This is a genomic window from Flavobacterium sp. MMLR14_040, assembly GCF_033657265.1.
GTDB lineage: Bacteria > Bacteroidota > Bacteroidia > Flavobacteriales > Flavobacteriaceae > Flavobacterium.
Genome location: NZ_JAWVWO010000003.1, coordinates 144,939 through 159,940, shown reverse-complemented (window position 1 = coordinate 159,940; position 15,002 = coordinate 144,939). Strand labels below are relative to the sequence as shown.

The window sequence follows — 15,002 nt, the reverse complement described above, 5'->3', positions numbered from 1 at the left end:
AAATTTAATACGAAAGTGCCGGCCATCCTGATGACCATGTAAAATAGACAATTTCAAGTTTTGGATTTCCGTTATCGGCTCCATCATAATAATGAACAGCTCCTTTTTGTGTTCCTGTAATTCTGGATAAATGTCCCGGACCAATATAATTTCCTTGTGTTGCCAATACGGTTGTTCCGCCACCGTTTTTTAAATTGATTCCGTTTTTATCTGTAAAAGGTCCAAACGGACTTGTTGAACGACCTACAACAATATAATAAGTACTGTTTACGCCATTACAGCAAGACCCCCTGTTGACGAACATATAGTAATAACTTCCTTCTTTAATTAAGCAGGGAGCTTCCCACGAAGCACTATTTCCACCTGCTACAATGGTTCTTGTCCCTGTTGGTTTTCCTGTTGAAACGTTAATTTGTACTACGCCAATACCTGCATGCCAGGAACCGTAAGCCATATAAACATTACTGCCATCTACTAAAATTGAGGGATCGATCGCATTTACATCTGAAGCTGATGACGAAGCAACAACAACGCCTCTGTCTGTCCATTTTGTTCCGGCACTTTGTGAAATTGACGGAGCTGTTACCAGTCCGATTGCTGAAGTTGCAGACCCAAATGTAGAACAGGAATAATACATATTCCATCTGTTATTAAACCATGCCAGATCCGGCGCCCAAAATGTTTTGGTAAAACCCGGCACATATCCTGTTATCCAGCTTGGTGTTGCAGTAAACACTGAGGTTCCCCATGTCCAGTTGGTTAAATTTGTCGAATATGTCATTGGGATATTATCTCCTGTGGTGAACACATAATAATTGACACCGCTTTTTATAATGGTACTCGGGTCGTGTGACGGAACGTTTCCGCTGACTGTTTTTGCTGTTATATTTTTAATTTCTGAATTTTGAGTTGCAGCATTTGTTTCTTCTGTTGAAGAAATAATGTCTTCATTTTGACAACTTCCTAATAATATTGCGAATAAAACCAAACCTGTTATTGTTTTCATTGTGTTATAATTTAAGTTGAATTTAGTTTTTAGTCCCGGTCTCAGTTTCAGTTTTCAGTACCGTGCGAACTGTGACTGAAAACTGAGACTGAAAAACTTTTTTAATAACTGTCATTCTGAATTATTCCCGGATTGTTATCCTTTTCCAGTTGTGGAATTGGGAAATATTCTCTTCCAGGCAAGTAAGAATTAAATTCTGCATCTCTTGATTTAAGCCATTCTAATTTTGTGGCATCCTGAAGCCATCCCCAACGACGAATATCATCAAAACGATGTCCTTCAAGAGGAAATTCTAAAAATCGTTCGTGACCAATCTGCTCTCTCATTTGATCCTGAGTCATTCCCGGTTTTACAGTAGCCAAATCCGGCAAACCCACTCTGTTTCGTACCATTTGAATATATCCGTAGGCTCCGGGAGTATCGCCTGTTTCGTTTAGACATTCGGCATACATTAAAAGAATATCGGCATAACGCAATAATCGCTCATTGATGCCAGAACGCCAATCGTATTCGTCTGCAAATTCTCCATCTGAATTTTGATATTTTCTACAGAATAAATCATTTAAATCTGCCGGACTTGAAGCATAAAATTCTGCAAAATCTTTACCGTATAATTTGGTTCCCGGTTTGTTGTAAAATATCGTAGCATCCAAACGCGGATCGATTGTATTTGCTGTTGTTTTTTCTTCCTGATATTCATTAAAAAGTGCCCATGTTGGCTGTACGTCTGTCCATCCAAAAGCTCTTGGTGCATAGGTTATGGCTCTTGCCGAAGTTTTCCCCCAACCAGAAGCCGGAGCTCCGCCCCAACCTAATTCGACACCACCTGCATCTCTGCTAAATTGTACTTCAAAAAGAGATTCTGAATTGTTTTCGTTAGCAGTAGTAAAATTATCACGGTAGTTTGAAACCAGTGAATAAATTCCAAGATCTATAACTTGTTTGAATGTTGTTCTGGCGTTAGTAAAATCTTTGGTAAACAAATAAGCTTTTCCTAAATATCCTAAAGCGGCACCTTTTGTAGCACGTCCTTTTTGACCTGCATCAAGACCAGAAACACCATCATATGAAGTTGGTAATAATTCGGCAGCCGTTTTAAAATCAGAAATTACCTGAGCCCAGCCTTCTGCCTGCGTTTTTTGTGGATAATAAACAGCTAATTCTGTTGGTAAAGGAACATTTTTGAACAAGTTTACGGCATGAAACAAGTACAATCCTCTTAAAAAATAGGCTTGTCCTAATATTCTGCTTTTTAATGCTTCGTCTGTAAATGCAATATTGGGCACATTTGTTAAAACCTGATTAGCGCGATAAATTCCCTGATAATAGGTTTCAAAAGCCCAGCCATAAATTGCGGCATCAGCAACATTTGAATTGAAATGCCCCACGTTGTACATAGATGCCCACGGGCTATTTGTACGGGCATCATCTGCTTTTGCATCTAATAAAAGCGGTGTACTGCGCATGTAAGTTCCGTCTGTCAGTAAACTTCCGTAAGCGGCGTTTACTCCTTCAAGCGCATCCTGATCTGTTTTCCAAAATGAATCTACTGCATCATTAGTTGGATCAAGCTGTACTAAATCTTCATTTTCAACACAGCCGGTTGTAAGCATAGCAAGTGAAAAGAAAACAGCTATATAGTTATATATATTATATTTCATTTTATACGTTTTAAATTGGTTAAATCAGTTAGAAACTTACCTCTACTCCTAAAGAAATTGTTCTTGGATTTGGAAAAGATCCTCCGTCATATCCTCTTGACAGTAATCCTTCGCTATTAAAATCAGGATCATAACCTTTATATTTTGTGATGGTCAGCAAATTTTGACCGTTGATATAAACTTTGGCTTTTTGAATAAATTTATCATTCAAAGGAATGTTGAATCCAATTTCCATCGTTTGTAGTCTCACATAATCACCGCTTTCTATAAATCTGTTGGAGTCTCTGGCATTTCCGTTTGGATCGCCAATTACAGGAGCGGGAACATTTGTATTAGTATTGGTGGGTGTCCAATAATTTAATTCATCGACGTGATGATTGGTGTATTGTCCTATCATTAAATTGCGGTACATGGCATTAAAAACCTTGTTTCCGCCACTTCCCTGCCAGAACATCGAGAAATCGAAGTTTGAATACGAAGCGCTAAAATTGAAACCGAAACCATATTTAGGAATTGATACACCCTGAAAAGTTCTGTCGGCATCGGTAATAATTCCATCATTATTTACATCTCTAAATTTGATATCTCCGGGTGCTGCTCCGGTTTGGGTTGGAGAAGAGGTAACTTCGGCCGCGTTTTGAAAAATTCCAATCGCTTCCCAGGCAAAAAGTTCTCCCACAGATCTTCCTACTTCTGTTTTTGAAACTGCTCCGTAAAGCGGATTTCCTTTAACTCCAATTTTGGTCACTTCATTTTTCAATGTTCCGAAATTGGCCGATATATCATATTTAAATTTATGGTGATGATTACTGTATGATGCTGTAAACTCAAGACCATGATTTTGCATATCTCCGGCATTCGTAAAAATTTCAGCCGGAAAAGCCCCCGTAGAAAAAGGCAAAGGCACTCTAACTAAAATATCGGTAACTTTTTTTGTAAAATACTCTGCTGTAAATTGTAAGTCGTTGTCAAGAAAACCCAATTCCAATGCAACGTTGGCGCTGCTTGTTTTTTCCCATTTTACATTCGGGTCCAGTGCTGCAACTACGGTTGTTCCCGGAGCAAGCTCATTATTAAAATCATAACCAGCGAAACTGTTTACTGTTGAAGCAAAAAAGTATTGCGGAATTGTATTATTACCCAATGTTCCATAACCTCCTCTAAGTTTGATGTTACTAATCCAGGTTGGTAATTTTAAAAACTTTTCGTTGCTAATTTTCCATCCTCCTGAAAAGGAATAGAAATTTGCCGAATTATTTTTTTCGCTAAAAAGCGATGTTTTATCCTGTCTGAAATTGGCCTGAAGCAAATACCTGTCATCATATGAATAATTTAATCTACTGATATACGATATTCCTGTAATCGTAAATTTAGTTTCTCCTGCGTCTCTCGAATCAGCATATTGAAGCATACTAATTTCGCCCGGCTCGTATCCTACACCTTTTGACCAATGGTTGTAATTATCTCTTCTTTCCTGAATCCATCCTGCCAAAGCTTCGATTTTGTGCTTGCCAAGTGAAACTTCATACGTTAATATATTGTTCATGAAAGTTCTTAACTCATTGCCGTTGGCAACATCTAAAGAAGCTTCATCATTTGTGGTGATATAATACCATCCTAAATCACTTGGCGGAATAAATTTTCTGTTTTCCCAATCGGTTCTGTCGTAACTCACATCGAGTTTGTATTTAAGTCCTTTTACAATTTCGAGTTCACCCCAGATATCACCAATAAAGCGGTTTCTTTTTCCGGTATTTTCAATCAGATTATTATAACCAATTGGGTTCATCGAAATTGCTCTTTGCGTCAGGTTATCTGTACCTCCGTAACCACCCAACCTGTTAGAATCATATACAGGCATTGTTGGTATAGCGCCCAATAAATCACTAATAGCGGTTTGACCAACATTATATTCGTTAAAAATTTCTTTATCAGATTGTGTATAGGCGATTTTTGCCCCGTATTTGAATTTTCCTTTTTTACCGTTCAGATTTAAATTGGTAGACAATCTTTCATAATCTTGCGGCGTTTTGAAGTAACTGGTATTTTTAAAATAATCAACATTAAAGCTGTACATGATACTTTCTGCTCCTCCACCAAATGTAAGAGTCTGATTTTGTACAACTCCGGTTTGTAAACCTTCTTTCTGCCAATCGGTATCGACATTTGAAATATAAGAAGGACTTGCCGGATTATTTCCCGGAGCAATACTTACGGGAACTCCGGCTCTGAGATCTCTGTTTCTTTCTGCTTCGTTAGTAATGGTTTGATATCCTACACGATCTGTTACATCCCATTTTTTGGCTACATCCTGAAGCCCGACAATAGATTTAAATTTGATATCCATTCTGCCGGATTTTCCTTTTTTGGTTGTAATAATTACAACTCCGTTTGCTCCACGAACACCATAAATCGCTGCCGAAGAAGCATCTTTTAAAACCTGCATCGATTCTATTTCTCCCGGTGCAAAATCGTATGGAGCATCAACCATAATTCCGTCAATAACAAAAAGAGGATTATTATTGGTAAATGAAGTTATACCTCTAATTTTTACATTGACAAAACCGCCCGGTTCTCCTGATGATTGTACTGTAACTCCCGGTACCTGGCCCTGAAGCATTTTTGCAGCATCATAAGTTACCGTTTTTTTAGCCGATTCGAGGTTGACAACACTTACAGATCCCGTAAGATCTGATTTCTTTTGTGTACCATACCCAATAACTACGACTTCGTTTAATTTGTTAGTATCTTCAGTAAGCGCCGCATCAATTTTTGACTGACCGCCTACCGCTATCTCTTTGTTTTGAAATCCTATAAATGAAAAAACTAAAACATCATTTGGAGATGCCTTAATTATATATTCGCCATCAAATCCAGTTACAGCAACTGTTTTTGTTCCTTTTATCATAATGTTCACGCCCGGCAAAGGCAAATTGTCTTGTGCCGAAGTAACAATTCCTTTAATTTCTTTGCCTTGAGCAGACAAATCATTAGCAGAAAATAGCAGCATTAATATTGCTAAAAGCCATTCTTTTTTTGGCAATAAATAATTGCAATACAAAAATAATTTGTGGTTTGACATACTGGTTAATTTTAAGGTTGGTTAGTGTGGTTATTATAAGTGTTAATCTTACATTTGTAAATTTAAATAAAAAAAAGAGTGAAAAACAAATTAATATCATAAAAAAAAGAGTGAAAAAAAATATATCTCATAATTTAAGTGTGAAATAAACATTTAAAAAATTAACATTATTTTAAAAAAGAAACGTTTTTTGAATGTTAATTGTGTAAAATATACACTTTTTACTAAAAAGCGCTTTTTTAATCAAAAAAACGGTAGTAAAAAAAGATTTATGAATGCACTGTTTTTTAAGCATTTAAAATGAAAAAAATATTATTTTTGTAAATAAAAACTTATTTTAAATGTGCTGATTTTTTCTTTTCCATTGAGTTTTCTTCAAAAAAGTATCCTGTAACTATCCTGTTTTTGTCTTTAAAAAGTAAAAAAGGGAAATTTGAATGCTCTTTTTTATTAAAAGTCAGTTTTTTAACTCTATTTTTGACTCATTGATTATGTAAGTGTAAAATCTACATTAATAAAATTATGAAACCTATGAGGAAGTTTATATATTTACCAATAAATTATAGAATATGCTAAACAGTTATAGCTCTGCAGATAAGGTTTTATTAGCAGTAGATTGTATCATTTTTGGATTTGATCATCAGGGATTGAAAATTCTTCTTATCCAAAGGGACTTTGAACCTGAAAAGGGAAAATGGTCCTTAATTGGTGGTTTTTTAAAACGCGATGAAGTATTGGATAACGCTGCCATCAGAATTTTGAATACTTATACGGGGTTGAATGATATATATATGGAGCAGCTGTATGCATATAGCGAAATCGATCGTGACCCGGTTGAAAGAACTATTTCAGTTTCTTATTATGCATTAATTAATATTGAAAATCACAATACAGAACTTATTAAAAATTACCATGCAGAATGGTTCCCTATTGCCGAAGCACCAAATTTAATTTTCGACCACAATGAAATGGTAAAAAATGCAATCAGAAGATTACGTTACAGAACTTCGATTAAACCAATTGGATTTGAATTACTGCCGGAAAAATTCACAATGCGTCAATTATTAGAATTATATGAAGCCATTTTGAGCAAGGAATTAGATAAACGAAACTTTATCAGCAAAATTAATTCTCTGGAAATCCTGAATAAACTGGACGAAAAAGATATGCAGTCTTCCCGAAAAGGATCTTATCTCTACACTTTTAACAAAGAAAAATACGAGGAAAAGTTATTGAATGATTTTGTTCTGAACTTATAGACAAAAGTTTTAGCCACAGATTACAAGATTTTCACAGATTTTCTAAATCATTTTAATCTTATAATCTGTGGCTATTTTACAAAAAAACAAACCCTGAAAGCTACAATCTTTCAGGGTTTTTTCCTTCAATAAAACTACTAATTAAAAAACTAACAAATTATTTTTCTTTTTAATCCACATTAATAAAAAATAAGTGTAGAATTTACATTTACAAATGTATGTAAAATAATTCTATTAAAACAATAAATTATTTTTTAATTAAAAGCTTACTGATTTATTAAACAAAACTTATTTGTACTGTGAAATAAAACACTAATTTCACTAATTATTAAAACAAATACCAAACACTAATTTCACTAATTACCACGAATTTGTTTGTGAAGTTAATTTCACAAGCTTTACGGTTATATGAATTCGTGAAAATTAGTGAAATCTGTGTTTATAACGAGTTTCGCATTATCAACGAAGATTTATTTTCTATCTGTTCTCTTTTTCCTTTTAAAACCATTTCTGCCAAAATTTTCCCCATGGCTTCAAAATGAGTTGAAATAGTAGTAATTCCGTTTGCTACAATTTTTTTAAGCGGTGTTTCATTATAGGAGATAATTCCAAAATCATTTCCCAATTTCAGGTTTTGATCCCTGGCATTTTCAATTACGCGAACCAAATCTCTGTCATTCGGAATAATGTAAAGATCACCAATCGTAATTTCTCTGTTCGTAAATTCGGTTATTATTTCAGATTCAAAATCATATTCAGTACAAAAATCCTCAAAGCCAATTTTCATTCCCAATGGTTCTCTAAAACCCGGAAAAATCAAAATCAGTTTTTTGTATTTATTCAATCTTGATTTTCCTTTTATCAAACCTTCAAAAATATCTTTTTGATGATTTTGATAAATAGCAGGATATATTTTTAAATCCGGATTGGTCTGATCAAGTATAATTACGTCACCTACTGGTAGGGTTTTTATCGAATAAGCTATATCGTTTAAGTTCGTGGGCATGATAATGTACTTGGTGTAATTTCCGTTGCTGTCGTTTATAAGCTTTTGAAAAACGGGAACATTAAAATGATGAAAGAAAATATCGACCTGAACATTTTTTCCGATGTTCTTTAAAAACGAATTATAGATATCTTCCTTGAAACTATTTAATTCATCAAAAAGTAAAAAAATCTTCTGTTTTATAGTGGTTTCGACACTTTTAACGTAATAACCTTTTCCGGGAATGGCATAAATGATACCTCTTTTTTTGAGTTCGTCATAACCTAACAAAACTGTATCCCGAGACAAATTAAAAGCCAGACAAACTTTATTTACCGACGGCAGCCGGTCGCCTTTTACCAACTTTTCTTCTTCAATTGCTTTTTCAATTGAAAGAATAATCTGTTTATATTTTGGAAGACCGAGATTATTTTGAATGGAAATTATATTCATGAAAGTAGAATTTTTATGCAATATACTAAAAACTGGTAGGTACTGGTATGTAAAATTTAAAAATGTTTCTATTTTTGGATTTCATTTTTAGTAATTTTTTCATGGATTTAAAACATATATCGCATTTAATAGATACATCTTCGGCTAAATTGTTTGGTTTAATGCCTGACGGAGAGAGGATTTATTCTTTTGAATTATCAAATGAAAACGGAATGAAAGTACAAATCATCAATTATGGTGCGACAGTTACTTCATTACAAATTCCTCTTGAAAACGGAAAACTGGAAGATGTGGTTTTGGGTTTTGATAATCTGGATGCTTATCTGCAATCTTATAATTTACCAAGTGCGCCTTATTTTGGAACTACCGTTGGGCGCTATGCAGGAAGAATCAATAAAGGAAGTTTTACTTTAAATGATACCACTTTTCAACTGGCCGGAAATAACAACGGCAATACTTTGCACGGCGGAAATGAAGGTTTTGGGGAAAAAGTATGGTCTTTTACTAATTTAACACATGGTAAAAATCCATCTATAACCCTGCGTTTGTTAAGTGAAAATTTAGACGAAAATTTTCCTGGAGAATTACAAATCGGCTTAACTTATACATTAACCGAAGAAAACGAATTGACGTTAGAATATAAGGCAGTAACTACAGAAGATACGATTATTAACCTGACACATCATAGTTATTTTAACCTCAACGGTCATGATTCTTCAGTTTTGGATCAGGAAATGTTTGTCAATTCTGATAAAATTTTAGAGACAAAACCTGATAATATTCCTTCTGGAAATTTCACCAATCTTTCTGGTCATGCTTTTGATTTCAGATCTCCAAAAAATTGTCCGGCTGTTATTGATAATTCTTTTGTAATTGAATCTAAAAATGAAATCGCTGCGACATTATTCAGCAAAAAAAACAATTTGAAAATGAATGTGTTTACAGATCAGCCAAGTGTGCACGTGTATGTAGGCGGTAATTGTTTTGATACTTTGAAAGGAAAAGAAAACGCTGATTATCATCCGTCAAGCGGAATTTGTTTTGAAACACAAAATTTTCCGGATGCGCCAAATCATGCTCATTTTCCTAGTTCGGTTTTGAAAAAAGGAGAACAATATCATCAAAAAACAGTTTATCAGTTTCAGAAAATAAACTAAAAATCATAAAAAATAATATTTATTTATTACCCAATGAATGACATTTTAATACAAAACACAACCGCATTTTTTGAGAAATCTTTTGGATCTGCTCCTCAAAAAATTGTACTTTCTCCAGGCAGAATTAATATTATCGGAGAGCACGTAGATTATAATGACGGTTATGTTTTGCCTGCCGCTATTGACAAAATAATTTGTTTTGCATTCGAAAAAAGCAATTCTTCAAAATCAAAAGTAATTGCCATTGATTTAAATGAAGAATTCGAAATTGATTTAACACAGGAAATTCAATTAACCGATGTAGTCTGGACCAATTATATTCGTGGTGTTATTAAGCAATTGCAGGATAATGGTTTTTCATTTGAAGGTTTTAATTGTGTTTTTAGCAGTAATATTCCGGTTGGTTCGGGATTATCTTCTTCTGCGGCTTTAGAATGCGGAATGCTTTTCGGAATCAAAGAGCTTTACAATCTTACTATTAATAAGGTTGATATTGCTTTGATGGGACAAAAAGCAGAACATTGGGTAGGAATCAATTGCGGAATTATGGATCAGTTTTCGAGCGTACACGGTCTTGAAAATAAGGTTATAAAATTAGATTGCAATACTCTTGAATTTGAATATCACGATGCCAATTTCAAAGATTATTCTTTGGTTTTATTTGACAGTAATGTAAAACATTCGCTTTTTACATCTGAATATAATACCAGAAGAATTGAATGTGAAGAAGGTTTATCCATCATAAAAAATAATTTTCCTGAAGTAAAAAGTTTCAGGGATTGTACAGAAGAACAGGTTTTGAGCATTCGCGATAAAATGAATGAAACTGTTTTTAAAAGAGTTCACTTTGTTGTTAAAGAAATTAATCGTGTTACCAAAGCCTGCGAAGCTCTGGATAACGGAAATATAGAACTTTTAGGACAATTGCTTTTTGAAACGCATTATGGTCTTTCTCAGGAGTATGCAGTAAGCTGTGAAGAGCTGGATATGCTTGTAGATACTGCAAAAGCAGATGATAACGTGATTGGTTCGAGGTTAATGGGAGGTGGTTTTGGTGGCTGTACCATAAATTTAATAAAAAAAGGTCACGAAAATGAGGTGAAAAATAAGTTTGCAAATCTTTATTTAGATATATTTGGTATCGAACTAAAATTTTATGATGTAAAAATCGCAAACGGAACAACACTACTTTAATACCACAACAATTACAATGAAAAATTTTGACATTAACGAAGATCCGCACAGACGTTACAACCCTTTAATTAATGAATGGGTTTTAGTTTCACCTCATCGCGCAAAACGTCCGTGGCAAGGACAAAATGAAACAGTAGCAACAGAAGAATTGCCAAAATACGATTCAACCTGTTATTTATGCCCCGGAAATGTTCGTGCAAACGGAGTGAGCAATCCAGACTACAAAGACAGTTTTGTATTTGAAAATGATTTTGCCGCAATGAAACAGGATGAAATTATTTTTGAGGAAGATATTAAACACACCTTTTTTAAAGCACAGCCTGAGCGCGGAATTTCGAGAGTGGTTTGTTTTTCACCAAGACACGACCTTACCTTGCCGGAAATGAGTATTAATGAAATTGAAAACATCATTAAAACATGGCAAAAAGAATACACAGATTTAGGAAATATCAAATACATTAATCACGTTCAGATTTTTGAAAATAAAGGAAGTGTTATGGGTTGCAGTAACCCGCATCCGCATGGACAAATTTGGGCGCAGTCATCATTGCCAACTCAGGTTGAAAAAACACATAACAGTTTAAAAGCCTATTACGATAAAAATCAGAAAACATTACTCTCCGATTACCTTCAGGCCGAATTAAGATCCGGCGAAAGAATTGTTATTGAAAATGATCATTTTGTGGCTTTGGTTCCGTTTTGGGCAATCTGGCCATATGAAACAATGATTATCAGCAAAAGATCTTTTGGTAAAATCACTGATCTTACAGAAGAGGAAGCTCGTGCTTACGCTACAATTCTAAAAGAATTAACAACAAAATACGATAATTTATTCAACACTTCTTTTCCATATTCATCAGGAATTCATCAGGCACCAACCGATGGTTTTGAGCATCCTGAATGGCATTTTCACATGCATTTTTATCCGCCTTTGCTACGATCTGCAAGCGTAAAAAAATTCATGGTTGGTTACGAAATGTTGGGCGAATCGCAACGAGATATTACTCCAGAAAAAAGTGCCGAAATTTTAAGAGAATTATCAACTGTACATTATAAAAACAAAGAAAAAAGCCGCTTTGAAGAAGCATAAGTAAATAAAAAAAATAAATTTAACACAATTACGTCTCTTATAAATGTAAAAAACACATTTGTTTGTGACTATAATCTGAATTTTTATTTTACTTTTGGCTTTCGTTCTTTTTTTCATAAAAAAATAAGAGAATAAAAACACATATCATATTTAAAATCGAATTAAACAATAAAAAAACCAGTTTTAGAAATTAAAACTTTTTAAAACAAATTAAACAAACAATCACCCTATACTAATTTTTTAAAAGACTACTAACAATGAACCAGAACCTTGCTTTCGCAGATTATGCGGTATTTATTATCTACTTTATCGTAGTATCGGTCTACGGTTATACGATTTACCACAAACGTAAAAAAGACGAACAAGATGCTAAAGCTTATTTTTTGGCTGAAGGAAATTTAACCTGGTGGGCTATTGGAGCATCTTTAATCGCTTCAAATATTTCGGCAGAACAATTCATCGGGATGAGTGGTGAAGGTTTCTTTTTAGGAATTGCCGTTGCTGCATACGAGTGGCTTGCTGCTGTTGCGTTAATTATTGTTGCCGTTTGGTTTATTCCTGTATATCTTAAAAATAAGATTTACACGATGCCTCAATTTTTAAAAACACGTTATAACGAGTCGACTGCATTGATTATGGCCGTTTTCTGGTTGTTTTTATATGTATTTGTAAACTTAACTTCCATATTATATTTAGGAGCTGTTGCTATTAATGGTCTTGCCGGAGGAGAATATCTTCATGTTATTATGGTTGGACTGGCTTTATTTGCTTTGCTTATTTCTCTGGGAGGAATGAAAGTTGTAGCTTATACTGACGTTATTCAGGTTGCCGTTTTAATTATCGGAGGTTTGGTAACTTCTTATATTGCACTTACAACTGTTGGACAATATTTTGGCGTTGGCGAAAATGCAATTGCAGGCTTTAAAGTTTTAATGAGAGAGGCTCCTGAGCATTTCAAAATGATTATTCCAAAACCAACTGCAACTTCATCTCAGCTTGAAATCGACAAATATTTAACTTTCCCGGGCTTAATGTCGTATGTTGCAGGTATCTGGATCATCAACTTAAACTATTGGGGATGTAACCAATACATTACACAAAGAGCTCTTGGTGCCGATTTACAAACAGCACGTACAGGTATCTTATTTGCAGGTATGCTAAAATTATTAATGCCATTAATCGTAATGTTGCCAGGTATCGCAGCTTTCGTTTTATACCAAAACGGACATTTACCTCAACTGGTTGGAGGAAAAGACGGAGCTTATTCTGCTGTATTAACGTTCTTGCCAACAGGTTTAAAAGGTCTTTCTGTTGCGGCTTTAACGGCTGCAATTGTAGCTTCATTGGCTGGAAAAGTAAACAGTATTTCAACGATCTATACATTAGACATTCATAAAAAATACATTCAAAAAGAAGCTGGCGAAAAACAACAGGTAAATATTGGTAGAATTGCCGTTTTTGCTGCAATGCTTTTAGCAGTATTATTTACATGGAATGATATTTTAGGAATTGGCGGAGTTGGTGGATTCACTTACATCCAAAAATACACCGGATTTATTAGCCCTGGAGTTTTTGCTATGTTCTTCCTTGGTATGTTCTGGAAAAGAACTACTGGAACTGCTGCCATTGTAGGTGTAATATTAGGATTTGTATTATCCGTATTATTCAACGAATATGCTCCAATGTTATTTGGAAACGAAACATTATTATATACAGCTTACCCTAACGGAAAAGGTGCTTTCGAAATTCCGTTCCATATTTGTATGGGATTATCATTCTTCTTCACCATGTTGGCAATGATTTTGATTAGTTTCGCTGGTCCAAAAGTAAATCCTAAAGCGTTTGAAATTGACTCTGAAATGTTTAAAGTAAAACCACAAACTACAGTTTTAATCGTAATTACATTATTGATTATTGTGGCTTTATATGTTAAATTTTGGTAATATAATTTTTCACTATATTATTTTTTGAAGTATAAAAAGACTGTCTATAAACGACGGTCTTTTTTTTGTAAATTACTCTTCAGATACTTTATTTGAATAACCTAACTTTTTCTACCTATATATTATGACCACACAAAAATTCTGTCTAGCCCTAGACCTAAAAGACGATCCCGCATTAATTGCAGAATACAAGACACTCCACCAAAACATTTGGTCGGAAATTGCAGAAAGCATAAAAAGTACCGGAATCTCTGTTCTGGATATTTATTGTACAGGAAATAGACTCTTTATGATCATCGAAGCCGATGCTGACTTTTCATTCGAAAAAAAATCAAAAGCAGATGCTGCTAACCCAAAAGTTCAGGAATGGGAAAACTTAATGTGGAAATTCCAGCAAGCTTTACCGTGGGCAAAACCGGATGATAAATGGGTTTTAATGGAAAAAATATTTGAGTTGAAATAATTTTATTTTACGCACAATTAATGGTTTATAAAATAGTTTATTATCAAAAAACGTTTACATTTGGTCCTTAACTTTTAACCAATTTTATGAAAAAACTAGTATTATCATTATTGTTTATTTCTGGCGCTGCGTTTGCTCAGGATATGAATATCGCAAAAGGAAATTTTGATTTTTTGAAAGACCAAAAAGAAATCAACGTAGAATTTGATTATAGTCATTTTACTATGATGAAAGAAAAAAAATCTGAAGCTCAATATGTAGAAGAAAGAACTGCAGAATTAAATACGAAAATAAAAGGAAACGGAGATGCCTGGAAAAAGAGATGGACCTCTTCACCGGAATTAATCTGGAGTCCAAAATTTTTAGAATTAGCCAATGTGGTTTTAGCTAAAAAGAAAAAGGATCTAAATTTTCAGGAAGGTTTAAACACACCATATACCTTAATTGTTGAAACAGTGTGGCTTTATCCGGGTTGGGATGCCGGAATAATGAAACAGCCAGCAAAAGTGAGCACTAATTTAAAGTTTGTTGAAACTGCAAATAAATCAAATGTTTTGCTGGAAATTACAAGCGAAGAAGCTCCGGGAGATCAATGGGGAAATAATTATAGTAATGAATCAAGACTTGGAGAAGGATACGCTAAAACAGCAAAATCACTTTCGCAAATGATTCTGAAAAAAGCTTATAAATAAAATTTAAGAAACAAAAA

General features: G+C 34.0%; 11 protein-coding genes. 7 read left to right on the top strand and 4 right to left on the bottom strand.

The features are described 5' to 3' along the window. Positions 1-4 precede the first annotated feature (4 nt). The 3 genes from SD960_RS05900 to SD960_RS05890 form a co-directional block, all read right to left on the bottom strand. Positions 5-1,006: an arabinan endo-1,5-alpha-L-arabinosidase gene (locus SD960_RS05900; protein ID WP_318801427.1), complete on the bottom strand. Its 1,002-nt coding sequence runs from the start codon at positions 1,004-1,006 to the stop codon at positions 5-7. Positions 1,007-1,107: 101 nt separating this feature from the next. Further along, the gene (locus SD960_RS05895; RefSeq protein ID WP_318801426.1) at positions 1,108-2,667 is read right to left on the bottom strand and encodes a RagB/SusD family nutrient uptake outer membrane protein; all 1,560 of its coding nucleotides are present in this window, start codon (positions 2,665-2,667) and stop codon (positions 1,108-1,110) included. A 28-nt stretch (positions 2,668-2,695) separates the two neighbouring features. Next, positions 2,696-5,749 (bottom strand): TonB-dependent receptor, encoded by a 3,054-nt coding sequence (locus SD960_RS05890; protein WP_318801425.1) that lies wholly within the window; start codon positions 5,747-5,749, stop codon positions 2,696-2,698. A 569-nt stretch (positions 5,750-6,318) separates the two neighbouring features. Between SD960_RS05890 and SD960_RS05885 the strand changes: the two genes are divergently transcribed. Continuing rightward, a complete protein-coding gene (locus SD960_RS05885; RefSeq protein ID WP_042564814.1) occupies positions 6,319-7,008 on the top strand; it encodes an NUDIX hydrolase in 690 nt (229 codons plus the stop codon). Between the two features lie 439 nt (positions 7,009-7,447). Here SD960_RS05885 and SD960_RS05880 read toward each other — a convergent pair whose 3' ends face one another. Continuing rightward, the gene (locus SD960_RS05880) at positions 7,448-8,446 is read right to left on the bottom strand and encodes a GntR family transcriptional regulator (protein ID WP_318801422.1); all 999 of its coding nucleotides are present in this window, start codon (positions 8,444-8,446) and stop codon (positions 7,448-7,450) included. 101 nt (positions 8,447-8,547) lie between these two features. On the opposite strand from SD960_RS05880, the gene SD960_RS05875 reads away from it, so the two are divergent. The 6 genes from SD960_RS05875 (at position 8,548) to SD960_RS05850 (ending at position 14,985) form a co-directional block, all read left to right on the top strand. Beyond that, on the top strand, positions 8,548-9,603 hold the full coding sequence (locus tag SD960_RS05875; protein WP_318801420.1) for an aldose epimerase family protein: 1,056 nt from the start codon (positions 8,548-8,550) through the stop codon (positions 9,601-9,603). A gap of 33 nt (positions 9,604-9,636) precedes the next feature. Next, positions 9,637-10,797, top strand: coding sequence for a galactokinase (gene galK, locus SD960_RS05870; protein WP_318801418.1), 1,161 nt, complete (start codon positions 9,637-9,639; stop codon positions 10,795-10,797). A gap of 16 nt (positions 10,798-10,813) precedes the next feature. Then, positions 10,814-11,887, top strand: a complete 1,074-nt coding sequence (locus SD960_RS05865) for a UDP-glucose--hexose-1-phosphate uridylyltransferase (protein WP_318801415.1) — start codon at positions 10,814-10,816, stop codon at positions 11,885-11,887. A 257-nt stretch (positions 11,888-12,144) separates the two neighbouring features. Continuing rightward, positions 12,145-13,830 (top strand): sodium/sugar symporter, encoded by a 1,686-nt coding sequence (locus tag SD960_RS05860; protein ID WP_073394511.1) that lies wholly within the window; start codon positions 12,145-12,147, stop codon positions 13,828-13,830. Positions 13,831-13,954: 124 nt separating this feature from the next. After that, positions 13,955-14,293 carry an L-rhamnose mutarotase gene (locus SD960_RS05855; protein WP_318801412.1) on the top strand — a complete coding sequence of 113 codons (339 nt, stop codon included), beginning with the start codon at positions 13,955-13,957 and terminating at the stop codon, positions 14,291-14,293. A gap of 86 nt (positions 14,294-14,379) precedes the next feature. Then, positions 14,380-14,985, top strand: coding sequence for a hypothetical protein (locus tag SD960_RS05850; RefSeq protein WP_318801410.1), 606 nt, complete (start codon positions 14,380-14,382; stop codon positions 14,983-14,985). The last annotated feature ends 17 nt before the right edge of the window (positions 14,986-15,002 follow it).

Coding starts and splice junctions, on each gene's coding strand:
- SD960_RS05900 (WP_318801427.1), bottom strand. CDS start 1,006: ATGAAAACAATAACAGGTTTGGTTTTATTCGCAATATTATTAGGAAGT.
- SD960_RS05895 (WP_318801426.1), bottom strand. CDS start 2,667: ATGAAATATAATATATATAACTATATAGCTGTTTTCTTTTCACTTGCT.
- SD960_RS05890 (WP_318801425.1), bottom strand. CDS start 5,749: ATGTCAAACCACAAATTATTTTTGTATTGCAATTATTTATTGCCAAAA.
- SD960_RS05885 (WP_042564814.1), top strand. CDS start 6,319: ATGCTAAACAGTTATAGCTCTGCAGATAAGGTTTTATTAGCAGTAGAT.
- SD960_RS05880 (WP_318801422.1), bottom strand. CDS start 8,446: ATGAATATAATTTCCATTCAAAATAATCTCGGTCTTCCAAAATATAAA.
- SD960_RS05875 (WP_318801420.1), top strand. CDS start 8,548: ATGGATTTAAAACATATATCGCATTTAATAGATACATCTTCGGCTAAA.
- galK (WP_318801418.1), top strand. CDS start 9,637: ATGAATGACATTTTAATACAAAACACAACCGCATTTTTTGAGAAATCT.
- SD960_RS05865 (WP_318801415.1), top strand. CDS start 10,814: ATGAAAAATTTTGACATTAACGAAGATCCGCACAGACGTTACAACCCT.
- SD960_RS05860 (WP_073394511.1), top strand. CDS start 12,145: ATGAACCAGAACCTTGCTTTCGCAGATTATGCGGTATTTATTATCTAC.
- SD960_RS05855 (WP_318801412.1), top strand. CDS start 13,955: ATGACCACACAAAAATTCTGTCTAGCCCTAGACCTAAAAGACGATCCC.
- SD960_RS05850 (WP_318801410.1), top strand. CDS start 14,380: ATGAAAAAACTAGTATTATCATTATTGTTTATTTCTGGCGCTGCGTTT.